Source organism: Stenotrophomonas sp. 05L414_2 (genome assembly GCF_056397905.1).
This window is the reverse complement of record NZ_JBFTOJ010000026.1, coordinates 1-18,843: the sequence shown is the minus strand read 5'-3', so window position 1 is coordinate 18,843 and position 18,843 is coordinate 1. Positions and strand designations below refer to the sequence as shown.

Below are 18,843 nucleotides of genomic sequence, written 5' to 3'. Positions count from 1 at the left end.
CTGGCCGGCAACCTCGCAATCGCCGGCAGGTTACGCCACGCCGTGCAGGTGTTCGTACAGGATCGTCGCACCGATGATCACCAGGATCACGCCACCGATGATTTCGGCGCGCTTGCCGACCATGCTGCCAAGTGCGCGGCCAAGCATGATGCCGGCGGTGACCATGGTCAGCGTGCACAGGCCGATGACCGCCGCCATCACGCCGATATGCACGTCCATGAAGGCCAGGCCGATGCCCACCGCCATCGCGTCGATGCTGGTGGCGAAACCGGTCAGTGCCAGCTTCCAGAAGCCGTGGTGCTGCGACGGATCTTCATCGTCCTCGCCGCTGTCAGGGCGCAGGCCGTTGTAGATCATGTGGATGCCCAGTGCGCCGAGCAGGCCGAAGGCAATCCAGTGGTCGAAGGCTTCGACGTACTGCAGGGCGGCACGACCGAGCAGCCAGCCGATGATGGGCGTGATCGCCTCGATGACGCCGAAGATGATGCCGGCGCGCAGCGCATCACGGAACACCGGCCTGCGCATGGCGGCACCCTTGCCGATCGCCGCGGCGAAGGCATCGGTGGACATGGCAAAGCCGATCAGGAGGATCGAAACAGGAGACATGAGCGGCAGCAGAAGGTCGGGCAAGGACGGACGCACGGCTCGCGCTCGCGCCCAACCTGACGTTGCGCGCGCGGGCCGCTGGTCTCGCCAACCATCATGGTTGTCCACGCCACGGCGCACTGGCCGAGTATGTTGACGTGGACGATTCCTGCGTAGGAATCCGGCTACTCCCCAAGGGGACGCGAAGCTTAGCACCGCGATCCGCGCGTGGCGCATCTCCCGCGAAACGCGCAGGCACGGCTGGTTTGTATAGCGATGGCTATACCACGGGCGATACGGTAGCGCCGGGCCGTGCCCGGCGAGCGTAGCGGGTAGTGCCGGCCGCTGGCCGGCACGCGCAACGGCGAGAGCGTGCCAAGCAAGCCTGGCACCCGCAAAAGCAGTTTCCGGTAGCGCCGGGCCATGCCCGGCGAGCGCAGCGGCGATACAGGTACGGGCGATTGCCGGCCAGCAGCCGGCACAAACCCTCAGTCTTCTTCCGGCGGCAGCACGATGGCGTCGTCGTCGATCGCCAGCTTGCCGGCCATCAGCACCGCCTGGGTGCGGTTGGTCACGCCCAGCTTGCGCAGGATCGCGGTCACGTGAGCCTTGATCGTCGCTTCGGAGACATTGAGGTCGTAGGCGATCTGCTTGTTCAAGCGGCCCGCACCCAACATCTGCAGCACGCGGAACTGCTGCGGGGTCAGCTCGCGCAGGCGCTGACCGACTTCGCGTTCTTCGCTGCCGGTGGGCGGCACGTTGTGTGCTTCCGGCGGCGCCCAGGTCTCGCCATCGAGGATGGTGCCGAGTGCATGGCCGATGGTGTCCGAATCGGCGGATTTCGGAATGAAACCTAGCGCACCATGGTCGAGTGCACGCCGCATCACCGTGGCTTCTTCGCGTGCGGACACCACCACCACCGGCAGGTGCGGATGCAGCGAGCGCATGTGTACCAGTGCGTTGAAGCCCTGTGCGCCGGGCATGTTGAGATCCATCAGGACCAGGTCGGCGTCGTTGTGCTGGTCGGCCAGCGCATACAGCGCCTCCACGCTGTCGGCCTCGAACAGTTGAACGCCCGGAATGACCCGCTGCACGGCACCCCGCAGGGCTTCGCGGAACAACGGATGGTCATCGGCAATCAGGAGGGTGGTCATGGTCGGGGGGAACCGTGGGGGGAAAGCAGATGGGGTCAGAGCCCTTTCCTTGTGGAAAGGGATCCGACCCCGGGTAGCACATCAACGCACCTTGCGCTCKTCCACCAGCGACGCCACSACYGAYGGATCGGCCAGGGTCGAGGTGTCGCCSAGCTGGTCCGGYGCGTTCTCGGCGATCTTGCGCAGGATGCGGCGCATGATCTTGCCCGAACGGGTCTTCGGCAGGCCCGGTGCCCACTGCAGGTGGTCGGGCGTGGCGATCGGCCCGATCTCCTTGCGCACCCAGGCGACCAGCTCCTTCTGCAGCTCATCGCTGGGCGCTTCTTCGGCCACCAGGGTGACGTAGGCATAGATACCCTGGCCCTTCACGTCGTGCGGGAAGCCGACCACGGCGGCTTCGGCCACCTTCGGGTGCGAGACCAGCGCGCTTTCCACTTCGGCGGTGCCGATGCGGTGGCCGGACACGTTGATCACRTCGTCCACGCGGCCGGTGATCCAGTAGTARCCGTCTTCRTCGCGRCGGCAGCCGTCRCCGGTGAAGTASCTGCCCGGGTAAGTGCGGAAGTAGGTGTCGATGAAGCGCTGGTGGTCGCCGTACACCGTGCGCATCTGGCCCGGCCAGGAGTCACGGATGATCAGGTTGCCTTCGGTCGGGCCGTCCTTGATCTCGCCATCGGCATTGACCAGGGCCGGCTGCACGCCGAAGAAGGGCAGGGTGGCCGAACCCGGCTTCAGATCCATCGCACCGGCCAGCGGCGAGATCAGGATGCCGCCGGTCTCGGTCTGCCACCAGGTATCGACGATCGGGCAACGGCTGTCGCCGACCACTTCGTAGTACCAGCGCCAGGCTTCCGGATTGATCGGTTCGCCGACGCTGCCAAGCAGGCGCAGCGAGGCGCGCGAGGTCTTCTTCACCGGCTCCTCGCCTTCGCGCATCAGCGCGCGGATGGCGGTGGGAGCGGTGTAGAAGATCGACACCTTGTGCTTGTCGATCACGTTCCAGAAGCGCGAGGTGTCCGGGTAGTTCGGCACGCCTTCGAACATCAGCGAGGTCGCGCCGTTGGCCAGCGGGCCGTACACGATGTAGCTGTGGCCGGTGACCCAGCCGACGTCGGCGGTGCACCAGTAGATGTCGTCCTCGCGCAGGTCGAACACCGCTTCATGGGTGTACGCCGCGTACAGCAGGTAGCCGGCGGTGGTGTGCAGCACGCCCTTCGGCTTGCCGGTGGAACCGGAGGTGTAGAGGATGAACAGCGGATCCTCGGCGTTCATGGGTTCCGGCTCGCAGCTGGCCGGCTGGCTGTCGACCACATCATGGAACCAGCGGTCGCGCGGGGCCTGCATGTCCACCGCACCGCCGGTGTGGCGCACCACCAGCACGGTTTCCACGGTATTGGTGCCGGGCAGCTTCAGCGCCGCATCGACGTTGGCCTTCAGCGGAATCTTCCGGCCACCGCGCAGGCCTTCGTCGGCGGTGATGATCAGCTTGCTCTGGCAGTCGCTGACACGGTCGGCGATCGAATTCGGGGCGAAGCCACCGAACACCACCGAGTGGATCGCACCGATGCGCGCGCAGGCCAGCATGGCCACGGCAGCGTCGACGATCATCGGCAGGTAGATGGTGACCCGGTCGCCCTTCTTGACACCCAGGTTGCGCAGCGCGTTGCCGAGACGGCAGGTGCGCTCGTACAGCTCGCGATAGGTCACGTGCTGGGCCGGCGCGTCCGGGCTGTCCGGCTCGAACAGCAGGGCCGTCTTGTCGCCGCGCTTTTCCAGCTGGCGGTCCAGGCAGTTCACGCTGGCGTTGAGCTCGCCATCTTCGAACCACTTGATGTGGAAGTCGGACAGGTCGTAGCTGACGTTCTTGATCTTCGTCGGCTTGCGCGACCAGTCCAGCCGCTCGGCAGCCTTGCCCCAGAACGCATCCGGATCGGACACCGAGGCCTGGTACTGCTGTTCATAGGTGTTCTTGTCGATACGCGCCTTGGCGGCGAACTGCGGATCGACAGGGTAGAGATCAGCCATGGCACCCTCACTTGCACGTTGACTTTGTGTGTGCAGCCGCAGCATTGCAGCAGCCGTTCCCCCTCAGTTTGCCCCATCCACCCCCGGTCGCGTCACCACTTCGGTTAGACCTTGGTCGAAAGTCGGGCCCCTGCAGGCCCGGGTTCGACCAATGGCCAATAGCCGGTGCGTGCAAACGCCCCGCAGTCTCGGCTCGACCGTGCCCCACGCGCGGCATCACCTTGCCACTTGGGAGAGAGGGCAACATGAGCCACCGTACGTTGAAAGCCGTGCGCACACCTTTGGCGGCCTGCCTGTTGGTCGCCCTGGTCGCACCGGGCATGGCGTTCGCCGAGACCGCCAAAGAGAAGGCACTGGAGTCACGCGTCGCCGAACTGGAGCGGCAGGTGCAGGCGCTGCTGGCGTCGCAGCAGCAGCAACAGACCCAGATCGTGCAGACCCAGCAGGCGGTCACCGACGTCCGCACGCTGCAGGCCGAACAGAAGCCGGCGGTGCCTGCGGGCAAGCAGCCGATCCAGGTCACCACCATCACCCCCGGCGCGGCGCCGGGCACCACGGTCAAGATCGGCGGTTTCATCAAGGCCGATTTCCTGGCCACCCAGACCAGCGATGGCCAACTGGCCGACGACGCCACCGGCCGCTCGCTGTACCTGCCCGGGCAGACCCCGGTGGAAGGCGCCGGCGGCAGCGGCAAGCGCTCGGACGTGGACTACAACGCCCACGCCAAGTTCTCGCGCTTCAACCTGGGCATCGACAACGTCAGCGAGTCGGGCAACAAGGCCGGCGCGTTCTTCGAGATGGATTTCTTCGGCAACTCGCTGGGCAACCAGACCGCCACCAACACCTATGGCGTGACCCTGCGCCATGCGTACATGTACTGGAACAACTGGATGGCCGGCCAGACCTGGTCGAACTTCATGGATGCGGCGTCGTTGCCGGAAGCGGTCGACTTCGTCGGTCCCACCGATGGCGTGATCTTCGTGCGCCAGGCGCAGGTGCGTTACACCCAGGGTGGCTTCAGCGTCGCGCTGGAGAATCCGGAAACGACCACCCTCACCGGTGCGCGCAATCCGGTCACCGGCGCCTGGACCAATGCCAGCGCCAATTCCGATCGCGGCAGCCTGCCGGACCTGACCCTGCGTTATGGCTGGAAGGGTGACTGGGGTACGTTCGGTGTTGGCGGTATCGTCCGTCAGCTGAAGGTCGACAACCAGGCCACCGGCGCAAAGGCCGACAAGGTGGCCGGTGGCCTGACCCTGGGCGGCAAGTGGGTGATGGGTGACAGCGATTCGCTGCACTACCAGTTCACCGGTGGCGAGGGCATCGCCCGTTACATCGGCCTGGGCATCACCGCCGATTCGGCCTATGACGTGGCCCGTGACGAGCTCAACCCGACCGGTGTGATCGCCGGCTATGTCGGTTGGCGCCATGCGTTCTCGCCGAAGCTGCGCACCAACCTGATCTATGCGCGCAGCGACTACGACAACGACAGCATCCTCGGCCCGCTGGTGACCAAGAGCGTGCAGAGCATCCGCGGCAACATCTTCTACTCGCCGCTGCCCAAGGTCGATGTCGGTGCCGAGCTGATGTACGGCAAGCGCGAGATAGAGAACGGCAACAAGGGCGATATCACCCGTCTGCAGTTCACTACGAAGTACAGCTTCTAAAGGAGTGCCGACCAAGGTCGGCACCTACCAAGAATGAGTGCCGACCAACGGTCGGCACCTACCTAGACTGCGTGCCGACCGAGGTCGGCACCTACAGAGGGAAAGCTTCCCATGTCCACAACACCTGCACCGGCGAAAGCCCAACTAACCCAGGGACACAAGAAGGTCATCTTCGCGTCCAGCCTGGGCACCGTTTTCGAGTGGTACGACTTCTTCCTGTATGGCTCGCTTGCGGCGATCATCGCCAAGCAGTTCTTCAGTGGCGTCAATGAAACCACGGGCATGATCTTCGCCCTGCTGGCCTTCGCGGCCGGCTTCTTCGTGCGCCCGTTCGGTGCGGCCTTCTTCGGCAGCCTCGGCGACCGCATCGGCCGCAAGTACACCTTCCTGGTCACCATCCTGATCATGGGCATCTCGACCTTCCTGGTCGGTGTGCTGCCCAACTACGCCTCGATCGGCTTCGCCGCGCCGGTGATACTGATCATCCTGCGCCTGGCCCAGGGCCTGGCCATGGGCGGCGAGTACGGTGGTGCGGCGACCTACGTGGCCGAACACGCGCCGGACGACAAGCGTGGCCTGTACACCAGCTTCATCCAGTGCACGGCCACCCTCGGCCTGTTCATGTCGCTGCTGATCATCCTGGCCTGCCGCTACTTCCTCGGCAACGAAGCGTTCGAAGCCTGGGGCTGGCGCATTCCGTTCCTGGTCTCGATCGTGCTGCTGGGTGTGTCGGTGTGGATCCGCCTGCAGCTGAGCGAGTCGCCGCTGTTCCAGCAGATGAAGTCGGAGGGCAAGGGTTCCAAGACGCCGTTCCGTGACAGCCTGAAGGGCGGCAACCTGAAGCTGATGCTGCTGGTGCTGCTCGGCGCCGCAGCGGGTCAGGCGGTGGTCTGGTATGGCGGCCAGTTCTACGCGCTGTTCTTCCTCAGCAGCATGCTGAAGGTCGACGCCACCACCTCCTACCTGCTGATCGCCGCCGCGCTGGCGCTGGGCGTGCCGTTCTTCATCTTCTTCGGCTGGCTGTCCGACCGAATCGGCCGCAAGAAGATCATCCTGGCCGGCTGCCTGTTGGCCGCCATCACCTACATCCCGATCTTCAAGGGCCTGACCCACTTCGCCAACCCGGCCATCGAAGAGGCCCGCAGCAGTTCGCCGGCGCTGGTCGTGGCCGACCCGACCACCTGCTCCTTCCAGTTCGATCCGGTGGGCCTGCGCAAGTTCACCAGCTCCTGCGACGTCGCCACCGCCGCGCTCACCAAGGCCGGTGTGCCGTATGACGTGCAGCCGGCCGCTGCCGGTTCGCTGGCGATGGTCAACGTGGGCAGCGCCAGCGTCACCTCGTACGAGGCCGCCGGCCTGACCAAGGAAGAAGGAAAGGCCAAGGCCGATGCATTCGGTGCTGAGCTGAAGACTGCRCTGACCGGTGCCGGCTATCCCGCCAAGGCCGATGGTTCGCGCATCAACTACGCAGGCACGATCCTGATGCTGTGGCTGCTGGTGCTGTACGTGACCATGGTCTACGGCCCGATCGCCGCCTACCTGGTCGAACTGTTCCCGACCCGCATCCGCTACACCTCGATGTCGCTGCCGTACCACATCGGCAACGGCTGGTTCGGTGGCTTCCTGCCGGCGATCTCGTTCGCGCTGGTGGCCGGTACCGGCAACCTGTACTACGGGTTGTGGTACCCGATCATCATCGCGCTGATGTCGGTGGTGATTGGCGGCCTGTTCCTGCGCGAGACGAAGAACGTGGACATCACCAAGTAAGAATGATGTTCATCGAGTGAAGGAGAGGCCGTGGTGCAGACCACGGCCTTTCTGTTTGTGGGGGCGCTTATCCGGCCCGCACCCTGGTAGTGCCGGCCGCTGGCCGGCAACTGCACGATGTCTGCCGGAGATCCATGAGGCTGCCGGCCAGCGGCCGGCACTACCATTACATTGCAGAGCACGCCGTATAGTCGGCCCATGACCACCACCGCCCCAGCCGACCTCCCCGTCATCCTGCACAACCTGCGCAGCGCCTGGCAGGCCCAGCGTCCTTCGCTGGACCAGCGCGAAGCCGACCTGCGTCGCCTGCGCGCGGCGTTGAAGGACCGCATGGACGAAATGGCTGCGGCCATCGCCGAGGACTTCGGCCATCGTGCCCACGTGGAATCAAAGCTGGCCGACGGCATGAGCGTGCTGTCGGCCATCGACCACCTGCGTCGCCACCTGCGGCGCTGGTCGAAGCCGCAGCGGGTGGGCGCCGGCTGGCGACTGTGGCCAGCCCGCGCGCAGCTGCGGCCGATGCCGCTGGGTGTGGTCGGGGTGATCTCGCCGTGGAATTATCCGGTCACGCTGGCGTTGGTGCCGCTGGCCACCGCGATTGCCGCTGGCAACCATGTGCTGTTGAAGCCTTCGGAGCACACCCCGCGCACCAGCGCGTTCCTGGCCGATCTGCTGGCCAGCGTGTTCCCGCCCGATCGTGTGTCGGTGGTGCAGGGTGACGCGGACGTGGCCGCGGCGGTGTCTTCGCTACCGCTGGACCACCTCGTGTTCACCGGTTCCACCGCGGTCGGCCGCAAGGTGATGGCGGCGGCGGCGGAGCATCTGGTGCCGCTGACGCTGGAACTGGGCGGCAAGTCGCCGGCGATCGTCTGCCGCGATTTCCCGCTGGACAAAGCCGCCGCGCGGTTGGCCACCGGCAAGTGGTTCAATGCCGGCCAGACCTGCATCGCGCCGGATTACGTGCTGATCGACAGCGTGCGCCAGCGTGAGTTCGTGCAGGCGCTGCAGCAGCAGGTGCGCGAGCGCTATGGTGATTTCAGCGATGCCGATGATTACACGCGAATCATCAACGAGGGCCAGTACCGGCGCCTGCAGGGCTATCTGGCGCAGGCCCGCGAACGCGGGGTGCCGGTGATTCCGCTGGCGCAGGTGGATGACGCGCGCGCCGATCGCGAGCGGCTGCTGGTGCCGTCCGTGGTGCTGGACCCGCCGGATGACCTGGACCTGATGCGCGATGAGATCTTCGGCCCGATCCTGCCGGTGCGCGCCTATCCGGACCTGGATGCGGCGCTGGCCGACATCGTGGCCCGCGACCGGCCGCTGGCGCTGTATCCCTTCAGCCACGACACGGCCACGGTGGAGCGCATTCTCGGCCAGGTGCTGGCCGGCGGGGTCACGGTCAACGACACCCTGCTGCACTTCGCCGCCGATGGCTTGCCGTTTGGTGGGGTGGGCGCCAGTGGCATGGGGGCGTACCACGGGCGGGCCGGGTTTGATGCGATGAGCAAGCTGTTGCCGGTGCTGTGGCAGTCGCGCTGGGCGGCCAGTGATCGGCTGCGGCCGCCGTATTCGAAGATTGCGGGGTTGTTGAAACTGCTGCTTCGGTGAATCCAGGCAGTGCGTGCACCAGTGGTAGTGCCGTGCGCTGGCCGGCAGGTGCAGGGTCTTGCCGGAAGGGTCATCGGGTTGCCGGCCAGCGGCCGGCACTACCGGTAGGGGCCAACCCGTGCGGCCGGTTCCGGTAGGGGCCAACCTTGGTTGGCGCGCGTGAACCCCAAGCGCCGACCAAGGTCGGCCTCTACGAAGGCAACAGCGGGAAGCAAAGCGCCGACCAAGGTCGGCCTCTACCAAAGCCCACCCGGGTAGAATGCCCGCATGAAAATCGCCTCGTGGAACGTCAATTCGCTCAATGTCCGCCTGCCGCACCTGGAGCAGTGGCTCAAGGACTTCGGCCCGGACATCGTCGGCATCCAGGAAACCAAGCTGGAGGACCACAAGTTCCCGGACTCGGCGCTGGTCGCCGCCGGTTACCGCAGCGTGTTCGCCGGGCAGAAGACCTACAACGGCGTGGCGCTGGTGTCGCGCGAGCCGGCACAGGACGTGCAGATCGGCATTCCCGGCTTCGAGGACGAGCAGAAGCGKGTCATCGCCGGCACCTTCGGCGACCTGCGGGTGATCAACCTGTACGTGGTCAACGGCCAGGACGTGGGCACCGACAAGTACGAGTACAAGCTGCGCTGGCTGGAGGCGGTGCACGCGTGGATCGCCGAAGAACTGCAGCGGCATCCGAAGCTGATCGTGATGGGCGACTTCAACATCGCCCCCGATGCGCGCGACGTGCATGACCCGGAGGTGTGGAACGACAACCACATCCTGACCTCCACTGCCGAGCGCGGCGCACTGAACAAGCTGCTGCAGCTGGGCCTGCACGATGGCTTCCGCCTGCACAACGATGAGGCCGGCACCTTCAGCTGGTGGGACTACCGCGCAGCGGGTTTCCGCCGCAACCTCGGTCTGCGCATCGACCTCACCCTGGTCYCCGATGCGCTGAAGGGCACTGCGGTGGCCTCGGGCATCGACCGCGAGCCGCGCACCTGGGAACGTCCCAGCGATCATGCGCCGGCGTGGGTGGAATTGGGTTGAACGAACGGGGCCCGGCGATTGCCGGGCCCGTTGCGATGCATCTGCCGGCCAGCGGCCGGCACTACCGCCGCGTCAGCGTATGCTCTTGCGGGTGAACAGGTTGACGATGGCCAGAAGAATCACCGCGCCGATCAGCGAGAACAGGAACGTGCGCAGGGTGATCGCTTCATTGATGCCGCCGCCGAACAGCCAGCCGGAAATCAGTGCGCCGACGATGCCCACCACGATGTTGAGGATGATGCCCTGCTGGCCATCGCGCTTCATGATGATGCTTGCCAGCCAGCCGACGATGCCGCCGACGATCAGCCAGATGATGATGCCCATGATCGACTCTCCGGTGGATAACCGCGTCCAGTTGACGCGCAATGCCGTGAACCCGCTGTGCAATCCTGTGACGGGCGCGTGCGGATGAGCCTGCCAGCCACCCTTGAGGGCCCCTGGCGGTTTGGTCCGGTTACCGTCTGGCGCTGCCCGCACGTCCCCGGCCAGCGCGGTGAGCCGCAGGCCCGGCAGGTGCTGGCACAGGCCTTGGGCGGCGAGCCGGATGCGCTGCCGCTGGTGCGCGACGACAAGGGCCGGCCGGAACTGAGCGGCGCGCTCGCCCACTACGGCACCGGCTGGAGCCACAGCGGCGAGGTGCTGCTGGTAGCGCTGGGCGAGGGCGTGCGGCTGGGCGTGGACCTGGAACTGCTGCGCCCGCGCCCGCGCATGCTGGAAATCATCCAGCGCTTCTTCCATCCCGACGAAGTGGCCTGGCTGCAGGGCCTGGACGAGGCCGACCGCGAACATTGGTTCTTCCGCGTCTGGTGTGCCAAGGAAGCGATGCTGAAGGCGCACGGGCAGGGCATTTCCTTCGGCCTGCACCGCCTGCAGCTGGCCCCGGCCGACGATGGCGCCCTGCACCTGCGCTGGTGCGACCCGGAGTTGGGCGAGGCCGCGCGCTGGCACCTGCACGAATGGCAGGCCAGCGGACAATTCCGCGCCGCATTGGCCTGGTATCCGCAGTGAATCGGCGAATCAACGGCGAAAACCGGCGATAATGCCGGCATGAGCGAACACGATCTTCCCGCCGGCGTAGCGAACACGCTGCAGCAGGGCCTGGCCAGCATGGGCCTGGCCGCCGAGCTGGCCCCGCCGCTGCTGCGCTACCTGGCGCTGCTGCACCGCTGGAACGGCACCTACAACCTCACCGCCATCCGCGATCCGCAGGAAATGGTCACCCGCCATCTGCTCGATTCGCTGGCGATGCAGCCGTTCGTGGCCGATGGCAGCCTGGCCGACCTCGGTACCGGCCCCGGGTTGCCGGGCATCCCGCTGGCGATCGCCTGCCCGGGCCTGCAGGTCACCCTGGTGGAAAGCAACGGCAAGAAGGCCCGCTTCATGCGCGAGGCCGTGCGCCAGCTGGGCCTGGGCAATGCCCGCGTGGCCGAATCGCGCGCCGAAGCGCTGGCCGAGCCGGGCAGCTACGACCAGCTGACCGCGCGCGCGATGGACACCCTGGCCGGCATCGTCCGCGTCGGTGGCCACCTGCTGCGCCCCGGCGGCGTGTTGCTGGCCATGAAAGGCGTCTACCCGCATGAGGAGATCGCAGCGCTGCCGGCCGGTTGGCAGGTGCGCGAGGTGGTCGCGCTGAGCGTGCCCGGCCTGGCCGGTGAACGCCATCTGGTCACCGTCACAGGTCCCTGAACCCCGCCGCCCGCCCCTTGTGGAACAAGCGGTTGGCGATCCACGATTTCCGCACGGGCCCGGTTGTACGCATAATGACCGGTCCCAGCACACGTCGACGAGGCACACCCGCATGGCCCGCATCATCGCCATCGCCAACCAGAAGGGTGGCGTCGGCAAGACCACGACCGCCGTCAACCTGGCCGCTTCCCTGGCCAACGCACCCAAGCGCGTGCTGTTGGTCGACCTGGATTCCCAGGGCAACGCGACCATGGGCAGTGGCGTGGACAAGCGCGAGCTGGTCTCCTCCACCTACGACCTGCTGCTGGGCGAGTCCAGCGCCGCCGACGTGCGCGTGCAGACCGCCGAAGGCTACGACCTGCTGCCGGGCAACATCGACCTGACCGCGGCCGAGATCCAGCTGATGGCGCAGAGCGAGCGCGAGCAGCGCCTGAAGCGCGCGCTGGCACCGATCCGCGATGAGTACGACTACATCCTGATCGACTGCCCGCCGGCGCTCTCGCTGCTGACCCTCAACGCACTGGCCGCCGCCGATTCGGTGATCGTGCCGATGCAGTGCGAGTACTACGCACTGGAAGGCCTGAGCGCGCTGGTGGAAACCATCGAAGCGCTGCGTGCCAACCTCAACCCGGCGCTGGAGATCGAAGGCGTGCTGCGCACCATGTTCGACGTGCGCAACAACCTGGCCAATGCCGTGTCGGCCGAGCTCACCGAACACTTCGGCGACCGGGTGTTCCGCACCATCGTGCCGCGCAACGTACGCCTGGCCGAGGCGCCCAGCCATGGCCAGAGCATCGTCGGCTACGATCGTGCTTCGCGCGGCGGCGTGGCCTACCTCGGCCTGGCCGGCGAGATCATCCGTCGCAATAACGAACGCAACAAGGCCACCAAGGCCGTGGAGACCGTCTGATGACCAGCAGCAAGCCTGCAGCCAAGAAGCGAGGCCTCGGCCGCGGCCTGGACGCACTGCTCGGTCCGAAGGGCGCGGTCAGCCAGGTGCAGGCCAGTACGGCGGTGATCGAGCCGCTGCCCGGTGAAGTGCTGCGCAAGCTGCCGGTAGGCCAGCTGCAGCCGGGCAAGTACCAGCCGCGTCGCGAGATGGACCAGGGCAAGCTGTCCGAACTGGCCGACTCGATCAAGTCGCAGGGCGTGATCCAGCCGATCCTGGTGCGCCAGCTGCCGGCAGGCAACTTCGAGATCGTCGCCGGTGAACGTCGCTGGCGCGCCTCGCAGCTGGCCGGCCTGGACGAAGTGCCGGTGGTGGTGCGTGAGCTGGAAGACCGCACCGTCATCGCGATGGCGCTGATCGAGAACATCCAGCGCGAAGACCTCAACCCGCTGGAAGAAGCCGAAGCGCTGCAGCGCCTCATCAGCGAATTCACCCTGACCCATGCCGAGGCCGCCGAGGCCGTCGGCCGCTCGCGCGCGGCGGTGTCCAACCTGCTGCGCCTGCTGGAGCTGCCGATCGCCATCCGCCTGCTGCTGGAAACGCGTCGGCTGGAGATGGGGCACRCCCGCGCGCTGCTGACGCTGGCCCCGGAACTGGCCAGCAAGCTGGCCCAGGAAGCGGCCGACGAAGGCTGGTCGGTGCGCGAGGTCGAGCGCCGCGCGCAGGCGTTTGCCGCCGGCAAGGTGCCGAGCAACCGTCCCCAGCCGGTGGCCAAGGTGCAGCAGGCCGACATCGCCTCGCTGGAAACCGAGCTGTCCGAAGTGCTGGGGACTTCCGTTGCGATCAACCATGGCCGCGGCGGCAAGGGCAAGCTGATCATCCATTACGCCAACCTGGACACGCTCGATGGCGTGCTGGAGCGGCTGCGCACGCGCCAGGGCTGACCCCGGCGCATCTTCATGGGCGCACGGCCTGTTCCTGCCGTGTGCCGTCGATTGCAGGGAACGCACCGCCGCGCGTGCCGGAGGCCGCGTCGTCCACCGCAGGTGGGCCGCTCCGCCCCGTGGCTCATCCAGGGAGCAGGACATGACCATTGAAGTAGACGACGTCAGCCCGGGCGGCAGCCCGATCCTCGTGCACAGCCGCGAGAAGGACTTCACCCCGGCCCAGGGGGAGTCGCACATCGAGGAGATCAGCGCGCACATCGAGCGCCATCTTGGCCCGATCTCCGGGGTCTTCCATGAAATCATCTCCGATATCGTGCACATCGACGTGCATGTGGTGCCCGCCACCGACGAGTGCCCGTACCTGCGGCTGGTGACCTCGGGCATGAGCGATCTGCCGATGGCCGTGCCCGACGAGGTGGACGCCCCCCGGCACATGGAACTGATGGTGACCCTGCCAGCGGATTGGCCGATCACCCAAGATGCCTTCGAGGATGAGCGCAACTATTGGCCGGTGCGCCTGCTGAAGACCCTGGCGCGGCTGCCGCACGAGTACGACACCTGGCTGGGCTTCGGTCACACCATTCCCAACGGCCATCCGTCCGAGCCCTATGCACCGGGCGTGGGGTTCGATGGCGCCATCGTGCTGCCGCCGGTCACGACCCCGGACGACTTCGGCACGCTGGCGCTGGAAGACGGCACCACCATCGAGTTCATGGCGATCGTGCCGCTGTACCCGGAAGAGATGGACCTGAAGCTGAAAAAGGACTCGGAAACCCTGCTGGATCGCTTCGATGCGAAGAACATCCAGGATGTCATCCAGCCGGGGCGCACCAATGTGGCCAAGAAGCGTTTCGGCCTGTTCTAGGCCCTGCGCGTACCATCAGACGCCATCACTACTGAATTGACCGTTGAATTCCAGGCTCACCGCAATGACCATCCTGCTCACCGGCGCAGCCGGCTTCATCGGTGCCTACACCGCTCGTGCCCTGCTTGATGCGGGCCAGTCGGTGGTCGGCCTGGACAACTTCAACGATTACTACGACCCACAGATCAAGCGCGACCGCGTGGCCGCACTGTGCCCGACGCTGGATCTGCGCACGCTGGACCTGACCGACCGCGACGGCCTGGCCGCGCTGTTCGAGGAAGTACAGCCGACTGCGGTGATCCACTTGGCCGCGCAGGCCGGCGTGCGCTATTCGCTGGAAAACCCGCACGCCTACGTCGACAGCAACCTGGTCGGCTTCGTCAACATGCTCGAGCTGTGCCGCCATCGTGGCGTGCAGCATCTGGTGTATGCGTCCAGCAGTTCGGTGTACGGCGATTCGGCCACGCCGCCGTTTTCCGAAGACCAGCGCGTGGACCAGCCGCGCTCGCTGTACGCCGCCACCAAGGCCGCCAATGAACTGATGGCCTACACCTACGCACAGCTGTATGGCCTGCGTGCCACCGGCCTGCGCTTCTTCACCGTGTATGGCCCGTGGGGCCGGCCGGACATGGCGCCGCTGCTGTTCTCGCGCGCGGTGCTGGCCGGTCGTTCGATCGATGTGTTCAACGAAGGCCGCATGCAGCGCGATTTCACACATGTCTCCGACATCGTGGCCGGTATTCTCGGCGCCCTCGCGCATCCGGCTGATGGTCCGGTGCCGCACCGGGTGTTCAACCTCGGCAACCACACGCCGGTCGAGCTGGAGCGCTTCATCGGCGTGATCGAGCAGGCCGCCGGTCGCCCCGCGCAGAAGGTCTACAAGCCGATGCAGCCGGGTGACATGGTGCGCACGATGGCCGATACCCAGCGCGCACATGACGCATTTGGCTACGAACCGGTCATGCCGATCGAACAGGGCCTGCCGCCGGTGGTGCAGTGGTGTCGCGAGTATTTTGCTGATCGCGCCTGAAAACCGATCCTCACGCCGCCGGATTCATCTTCGGATAACCTCGGCTTCGGAAAATGCGCGGTCTTTGTCCCTCCTTGGCCGAGTCCCCCCATGAGCCAACCCGAGCTGTCTGTCGTTGTCCCCGTATTCAACGAGCGCGACAACGTCGCGCCCCTGGTGGCCGAAATCACCGCTGCACTGCGCGGACGGCTGCCGTTCGAGATCGTCTACATCGACGATCATTCGCGCGATGACACCCTGGCCGTGCTGCAGGGCCTGAAGGCCACCACGCCGGAGCTGCGCGTGCTGCACCACGTCTCGCAGAGCGGGCAGAGCACCGCGGTACGTACCGGCGTCAAGCACGCGCGTGCGCCGTGGATCGCCACCCTCGACGGTGATGGCCAGAACGATCCGGCCGACATCCCCAGGCTGCTGGACGCCCGTGATGCGGCCGATGCCCAGGTGAAGCTGTTCGCCGGCTGGCGCGTCAACCGCCAGGACAGCGGCAGCAAGCGCTGGGCCAGCAAGTGGGCCAATGCCATCCGCGCGCGCATGCTGCGCGATGACACTCCCGATACCGGCTGCGGCATCAAGCTGTTCGAGCGCAACGCCTTCCTCGATCTGCCGTACTTCGACCACATGCATCGCTATCTGCCGGCGCTGATGCAGCGTGCCGGCTGGAAGACCACCAGCGTGCCGGTCAACCATCGCCACCGTACGGCCGGCGTGTCCAAGTACAACAACCTGGGCCGCGCGCTGGTCGGCATCCGCGACCTGCGCGGCGTGGCCTGGCTGATCACCCRCAGCAAGCGCACCGCGGTGGAGGAGCGTTGATGGATCTGGAGCTGCACTGGCTGGACCAGCCGCTGACCTGGTTGTACTGGACCGGCCTGCATGTGACCGGCTGGAAGCTGATCGGCTACACCGGCGCGTTGATGTTCGGTGGCCGCTGGCTGGTCCAGTTCGTCGCCTCCAAGCGCGCCGGCAAGCCGGTGATCCCGCGCCTGTTCTGGTACATGAGCGTGGTCGGCAGCCTGATGACGCTGAGCTACTTCCTGTTCTCGGCCAAGCAGGACTCGGTGGGCGTGCTGCAGAACCTGTTCCCGGCGTTCACCGCGTTGTACAGCCTGCAGCTGGACATCAAGCATCGCGGCTGGAAGCGGGACAAGGCCAGTCACTGACGCCCTGGTAGATGCCGACCTTGGTCGGCGCTGGTTTTCTCCGGGTGCCAACCAAGGTTGGCAGCTACCAGAGCGGCGACGCAGGCACCGCTGTGGTAGCGCCGGGCCATGCCCGGCGGCTGTGGAATGGCGGCCAACATCGGCCGCGCTGCGCGCTCGCGGGGCATGGCCCCGCGCTACCGTGCGCCTTCGGCGCTGGGTCTCCCCGCCTGCCAACCAAGGTTGGCAGCTACCAGGGCTAGGCCCAGGCAGAACCTGTTCCCGGCGTTCACCGCGTTGTACAGCCTGCAGCTGGACATCAAGCATCGCGGCTGGAAGCGGGACAAGGCCAGTCACTGACGCCCCGGTAGACGCCGACCTTGGTCGGCGCTGGTTTTCTCCGGGTGCCAACCAAGGTTGGCAGCTACCAGAGTGGCCACGCAGGCGCCGCCGTGCCCGGGTGATGCCGACCTTGGTTGGCCCGATGCGTCCGCGGCAGGAGCATCCACGCATGGCGTGGATCTACTGAGGCAGGACCTTCGTCCCATGCCATGCGCGGTGAGGGGTGCCATGATCGGGGTCTGCCTTCCCGGGAACCTGTGCTTGTGAAAACCCGTCTTGCCGTAGCCCTGCTGATCGCCCTGTCTGCCCCTGCCGTGGCCCTGGCCGCACCACCCACCGCCGTCGCGCCGGCCAGCGTGGCTACCGAGTCGCCCGCCGATGCCGCCTTCCGCGCGCTGTACGAGAAGGAATGGAAGTGGCGCCAGCAAGGCGGCGGCGAGGCCAGCGAGGACGAAGACGCGCCGGCCAATGCCACCCGCATGCCCGACGTCGGCCCGGCCGCGCAGCAGGCACGCCTGGAGGTATGGGACCAGACCCTGGCCGCGCTGAAGAAGATCGACCCGAAGACCCTTTCGCCCGACAACCAGGTCAACTACGCGATCTACCGCGACCAGGTGTTCAACCTGGCCGAAGAAGTGCGCCTGCGCGGCTACGAGATGCCGTTCAACGCCGATTCCTCGTTCTGGTCCAACCTGTCCTTCATGGCCCGGCGCGAAATGAAGACCGTGCAGGACTACCAGAACTACATCGCGCGCTTGAATGATGTGCCGCGCTACTTCGACCAGCAGACCGGGAACATGCGTGCCGGCCTGAAGCGCGGCTTCAGCGTGCCGCGTGCGGTGCTTGATGGCCGCGAGGTGTCCATCGCCACTGTCGCCGAACTGAAGGACCCGACCGAATCGCCGTTGTACGCGCCGTTCAAGAAGCTGCCCAACACCGTCCCGGCTGCGGAGCAGGCCAAGCTGCAGGCACAGGCCCGCGCGGCGATCAGCGGCAAGGTGGTGCCGGCGTTCCAGCAACTGCGCACTTTCTTCGTCAACGAATACGTGCCACAGGCGCGTACCACCCTGGCCGCCGAAGCGATGCCTGACGGCAAGGCGTACTACAAGCAGCAGATCCACGAATACACCACGCTGGACCTGTCGCCGGACGAGATCCACCGCATCGGCCTGGATGAAGTGGCACGCATCCAGAAGGAAATGAACGACATCATCAAGCAGGTGAAGTTCAAGGGCAGCTTTGCCGAGTTCCTGACCTTCCTGCGTACCGAYCCGCAGTTCTACGCCAAGACSCCGGAAGAACTGCTGTCGCGCGCCGCATGGATCTCCAAGCGCGCCGATGGCCAGCTCGGCAAGTACATGACATTGCCGCGCGCGCGCTTCACCATCGTGCCGGTGCCGCCGGACATCGCGCCGTTCTGGACCGCCGGCCGTGGTGGCATGGGCACCTACTGGCTCAACACCTACAACCTGCCGTCGCGCCCGCTGTACAACCTGCCGGCGTTGACCCTGCACGAATCCGACCCGGGCCATGCACTGCAGGGTGCCATCGCTGCCGAGCAGAAGAACCTGCCGGAGTTCCGCCGCAATGCCTACATCTCCGCCTATGGCGAAGGTTGGGCGCTGTACTGCGAGAAGCTGGGCGTGGAAATGGGCATCTACGAAACCCCGTACGAGGATTTCGGTCGCCTGACCTACGAGATGTGGCGCGCCACGCGCCTGGTGATCGACACYGGCGTGCACAGCAAGGGCTGGAGCCGCGAGCAGGCGCTGGCCTACCTGCGTGACCACACGGCGCTGAGTGAGCACGAAGTGACCACCGAAGTGGATCGCTACATTTCCTGGCCGGGGCAGGCGTTGAGCTACAAGCTCGGCGAGATCGCCATCGTGCGCCTGCGTGCGCAGGCCGAGAAGGAGCTGGGCGACAAGTTCGACGTCAAGGGCTTCCACGACACGCTGCTGAAGCAGGGTTCGGTGCCGTTGCCGGTGCTGGAGCAGCAGATCCAGGCGTACATTGCCGAGCGCAAGAAGGCCTGATCGCCGCGCCGCCGGGTCAGAGCGCCGCCAGAGCGGCGGGGATCCGACCCTGCTGCGGGTCGGAGCCC

General features: G+C 66.3%; 17 protein-coding genes, 1 pseudogene and 1 riboswitch. Of the genes and pseudogenes, 14 read left to right on the top strand and 4 right to left on the bottom strand.

Annotated features, from left to right (window positions below; translation table 11 throughout):
* Nucleotides 1–30 precede the first annotated feature (30 nt).
* The 3 genes from AC1DJN_RS05725 to acs form a co-directional block, all read right to left on the bottom strand.
* On the bottom strand, nt 31–606 hold the full coding sequence (locus tag AC1DJN_RS05725; protein ID WP_032976929.1) for a manganese efflux pump MntP: 576 nt from the start codon (nt 604–606) through the stop codon (nt 31–33).
* An 89-nt stretch (nt 607–695) separates the two neighbouring features.
* Nucleotides 696–785: riboswitch (yybP-ykoY riboswitch) on the bottom strand.
* Nucleotides 786–1,073: 288 nt separating this feature from the next.
* Nucleotides 1,074–1,739: a response regulator transcription factor gene (locus AC1DJN_RS05720; protein WP_006477308.1), complete on the bottom strand. Its 666-nt coding sequence runs from the start codon at nt 1,737–1,739 to the stop codon at nt 1,074–1,076.
* An 81-nt stretch (nt 1,740–1,820) separates the two neighbouring features.
* Entirely contained in the window at nt 1,821–3,764 is a 1,944-nt protein-coding gene (gene acs, locus AC1DJN_RS05715; RefSeq protein WP_478038971.1) for an acetate--CoA ligase, read from the bottom strand.
* A 245-nt stretch (nt 3,765–4,009) separates the two neighbouring features.
* On the opposite strand from acs, the gene AC1DJN_RS05710 reads away from it, so the two are divergent.
* The 4 genes from AC1DJN_RS05710 (at nt 4,010) to xth (ending at nt 9,841) form a co-directional block, all read left to right on the top strand.
* Nucleotides 4,010–5,431 (top strand): DcaP family trimeric outer membrane transporter, encoded by a 1,422-nt coding sequence (locus AC1DJN_RS05710; protein WP_442251891.1) that lies wholly within the window; start codon nt 4,010–4,012, stop codon nt 5,429–5,431.
* A 111-nt stretch (nt 5,432–5,542) separates the two neighbouring features.
* Nucleotides 5,543–7,198: an MFS transporter gene (locus tag AC1DJN_RS05705; RefSeq protein ID WP_025878778.1), complete on the top strand. Its 1,656-nt coding sequence runs from the start codon at nt 5,543–5,545 to the stop codon at nt 7,196–7,198.
* Between the two features lie 198 nt (nt 7,199–7,396).
* Nucleotides 7,397–8,806: a coniferyl aldehyde dehydrogenase gene (locus AC1DJN_RS05700; RefSeq protein WP_442251890.1), complete on the top strand. Its 1,410-nt coding sequence runs from the start codon at nt 7,397–7,399 to the stop codon at nt 8,804–8,806.
* Between the two features lie 267 nt (nt 8,807–9,073).
* A complete protein-coding gene (gene xth, locus AC1DJN_RS05695) occupies nt 9,074–9,841 on the top strand; it encodes an exodeoxyribonuclease III (RefSeq protein WP_478038970.1) in 768 nt (255 codons plus the stop codon).
* Between the two features lie 72 nt (nt 9,842–9,913).
* Here xth and AC1DJN_RS05690 read toward each other — a convergent pair whose 3' ends face one another.
* A complete protein-coding gene (locus AC1DJN_RS05690) occupies nt 9,914–10,165 on the bottom strand; it encodes a GlsB/YeaQ/YmgE family stress response membrane protein (protein WP_025878785.1) in 252 nt (83 codons plus the stop codon).
* An 84-nt stretch (nt 10,166–10,249) separates the two neighbouring features.
* Between AC1DJN_RS05690 and AC1DJN_RS05685 the strand changes: the two genes are divergently transcribed.
* From AC1DJN_RS05685 to AC1DJN_RS05640, 10 genes and pseudogenes are all read left to right on the top strand, one after another.
* Nucleotides 10,250–10,849: a 4'-phosphopantetheinyl transferase family protein gene (locus AC1DJN_RS05685; protein ID WP_032976775.1), complete on the top strand. Its 600-nt coding sequence runs from the start codon at nt 10,250–10,252 to the stop codon at nt 10,847–10,849.
* A gap of 39 nt (nt 10,850–10,888) precedes the next feature.
* On the top strand, nt 10,889–11,527 hold the full coding sequence (gene rsmG / locus AC1DJN_RS05680; protein WP_313116459.1) for a 16S rRNA (guanine(527)-N(7))-methyltransferase RsmG: 639 nt from the start codon (nt 10,889–10,891) through the stop codon (nt 11,525–11,527).
* A 112-nt stretch (nt 11,528–11,639) separates the two neighbouring features.
* Nucleotides 11,640–12,437 (top strand): ParA family protein, encoded by a 798-nt coding sequence (locus AC1DJN_RS05675; protein WP_025878788.1) that lies wholly within the window; start codon nt 11,640–11,642, stop codon nt 12,435–12,437.
* A complete protein-coding gene (locus tag AC1DJN_RS05670) occupies nt 12,437–13,360 on the top strand; it encodes a ParB/RepB/Spo0J family partition protein (RefSeq protein WP_478038969.1) in 924 nt (307 codons plus the stop codon). Before AC1DJN_RS05675 ends, AC1DJN_RS05670 begins: the two co-directional genes overlap by 1 nt.
* 142 nt (nt 13,361–13,502) lie before the next feature.
* Nucleotides 13,503–14,228: a suppressor of fused domain protein gene (locus tag AC1DJN_RS05665; protein WP_032976777.1), complete on the top strand. Its 726-nt coding sequence runs from the start codon at nt 13,503–13,505 to the stop codon at nt 14,226–14,228.
* Nucleotides 14,229–14,292: 64 nt separating this feature from the next.
* Nucleotides 14,293–15,258: an NAD-dependent epimerase/dehydratase family protein gene (locus AC1DJN_RS05660; RefSeq protein ID WP_478013574.1), complete on the top strand. Its 966-nt coding sequence runs from the start codon at nt 14,293–14,295 to the stop codon at nt 15,256–15,258.
* 90 nt (nt 15,259–15,348) lie between these two features.
* Nucleotides 15,349–16,071 (top strand): glycosyltransferase family 2 protein, encoded by a 723-nt coding sequence (locus AC1DJN_RS05655; protein WP_478038968.1) that lies wholly within the window; start codon nt 15,349–15,351, stop codon nt 16,069–16,071.
* Complete coding sequence (locus tag AC1DJN_RS05650; RefSeq protein WP_025878793.1) at nt 16,071–16,418, top strand: lipid-A-disaccharide synthase N-terminal domain-containing protein; 348 nt, start codon at nt 16,071–16,073, stop codon at nt 16,416–16,418. The genes AC1DJN_RS05655 and AC1DJN_RS05650 overlap by 1 nt, the downstream gene beginning before the upstream one ends.
* 249 nt (nt 16,419–16,667) lie before the next feature.
* Nucleotides 16,668–16,757: pseudogene (locus AC1DJN_RS05645) on the top strand (lipid-A-disaccharide synthase N-terminal domain-containing protein); the annotation flags it as partial.
* 245 nt (nt 16,758–17,002) lie between these two features.
* Nucleotides 17,003–18,775 carry a DUF885 domain-containing protein gene (locus AC1DJN_RS05640; RefSeq protein ID WP_025878076.1) on the top strand — a complete coding sequence of 591 codons (1,773 nt, stop codon included), beginning with the start codon at nt 17,003–17,005 and terminating at the stop codon, nt 18,773–18,775.
* Nucleotides 18,776–18,843: the final 68 nt, after the last annotated feature.

Bases quoted from the DNA above. Each gene is read 5' to 3' on its own strand.
- AC1DJN_RS05690 (WP_025878785.1), bottom strand. From the start codon at position 10,165: ATGGGCATCATCATCTGGCTGATCGTCGGCGGCATCGTCGGCTGGCTG.
- AC1DJN_RS05660 (WP_478013574.1), top strand. From the start codon at position 14,293: ATGACCATCCTGCTCACCGGCGCAGCCGGCTTCATCGGTGCCTACACC.
- AC1DJN_RS05675 (WP_025878788.1), top strand. From the start codon at position 11,640: ATGGCCCGCATCATCGCCATCGCCAACCAGAAGGGTGGCGTCGGCAAG.
- AC1DJN_RS05665 (WP_032976777.1), top strand. From the start codon at position 13,503: ATGACCATTGAAGTAGACGACGTCAGCCCGGGCGGCAGCCCGATCCTC.
- AC1DJN_RS05720 (WP_006477308.1), bottom strand. From the start codon at position 1,739: ATGACCACCCTCCTGATTGCCGATGACCATCCGTTGTTCCGCGAAGCC.
- AC1DJN_RS05685 (WP_032976775.1), top strand. From the start codon at position 10,250: ATGAGCCTGCCAGCCACCCTTGAGGGCCCCTGGCGGTTTGGTCCGGTT.
- AC1DJN_RS05650 (WP_025878793.1), top strand. From the start codon at position 16,071: ATGGATCTGGAGCTGCACTGGCTGGACCAGCCGCTGACCTGGTTGTAC.
- AC1DJN_RS05700 (WP_442251890.1), top strand. From the start codon at position 7,397: ATGACCACCACCGCCCCAGCCGACCTCCCCGTCATCCTGCACAACCTG.
- AC1DJN_RS05710 (WP_442251891.1), top strand. From the start codon at position 4,010: ATGAGCCACCGTACGTTGAAAGCCGTGCGCACACCTTTGGCGGCCTGC.
- AC1DJN_RS05725 (WP_032976929.1), bottom strand. From the start codon at position 606: ATGTCTCCTGTTTCGATCCTCCTGATCGGCTTTGCCATGTCCACCGAT.
- rsmG (WP_313116459.1), top strand. From the start codon at position 10,889: ATGAGCGAACACGATCTTCCCGCCGGCGTAGCGAACACGCTGCAGCAG.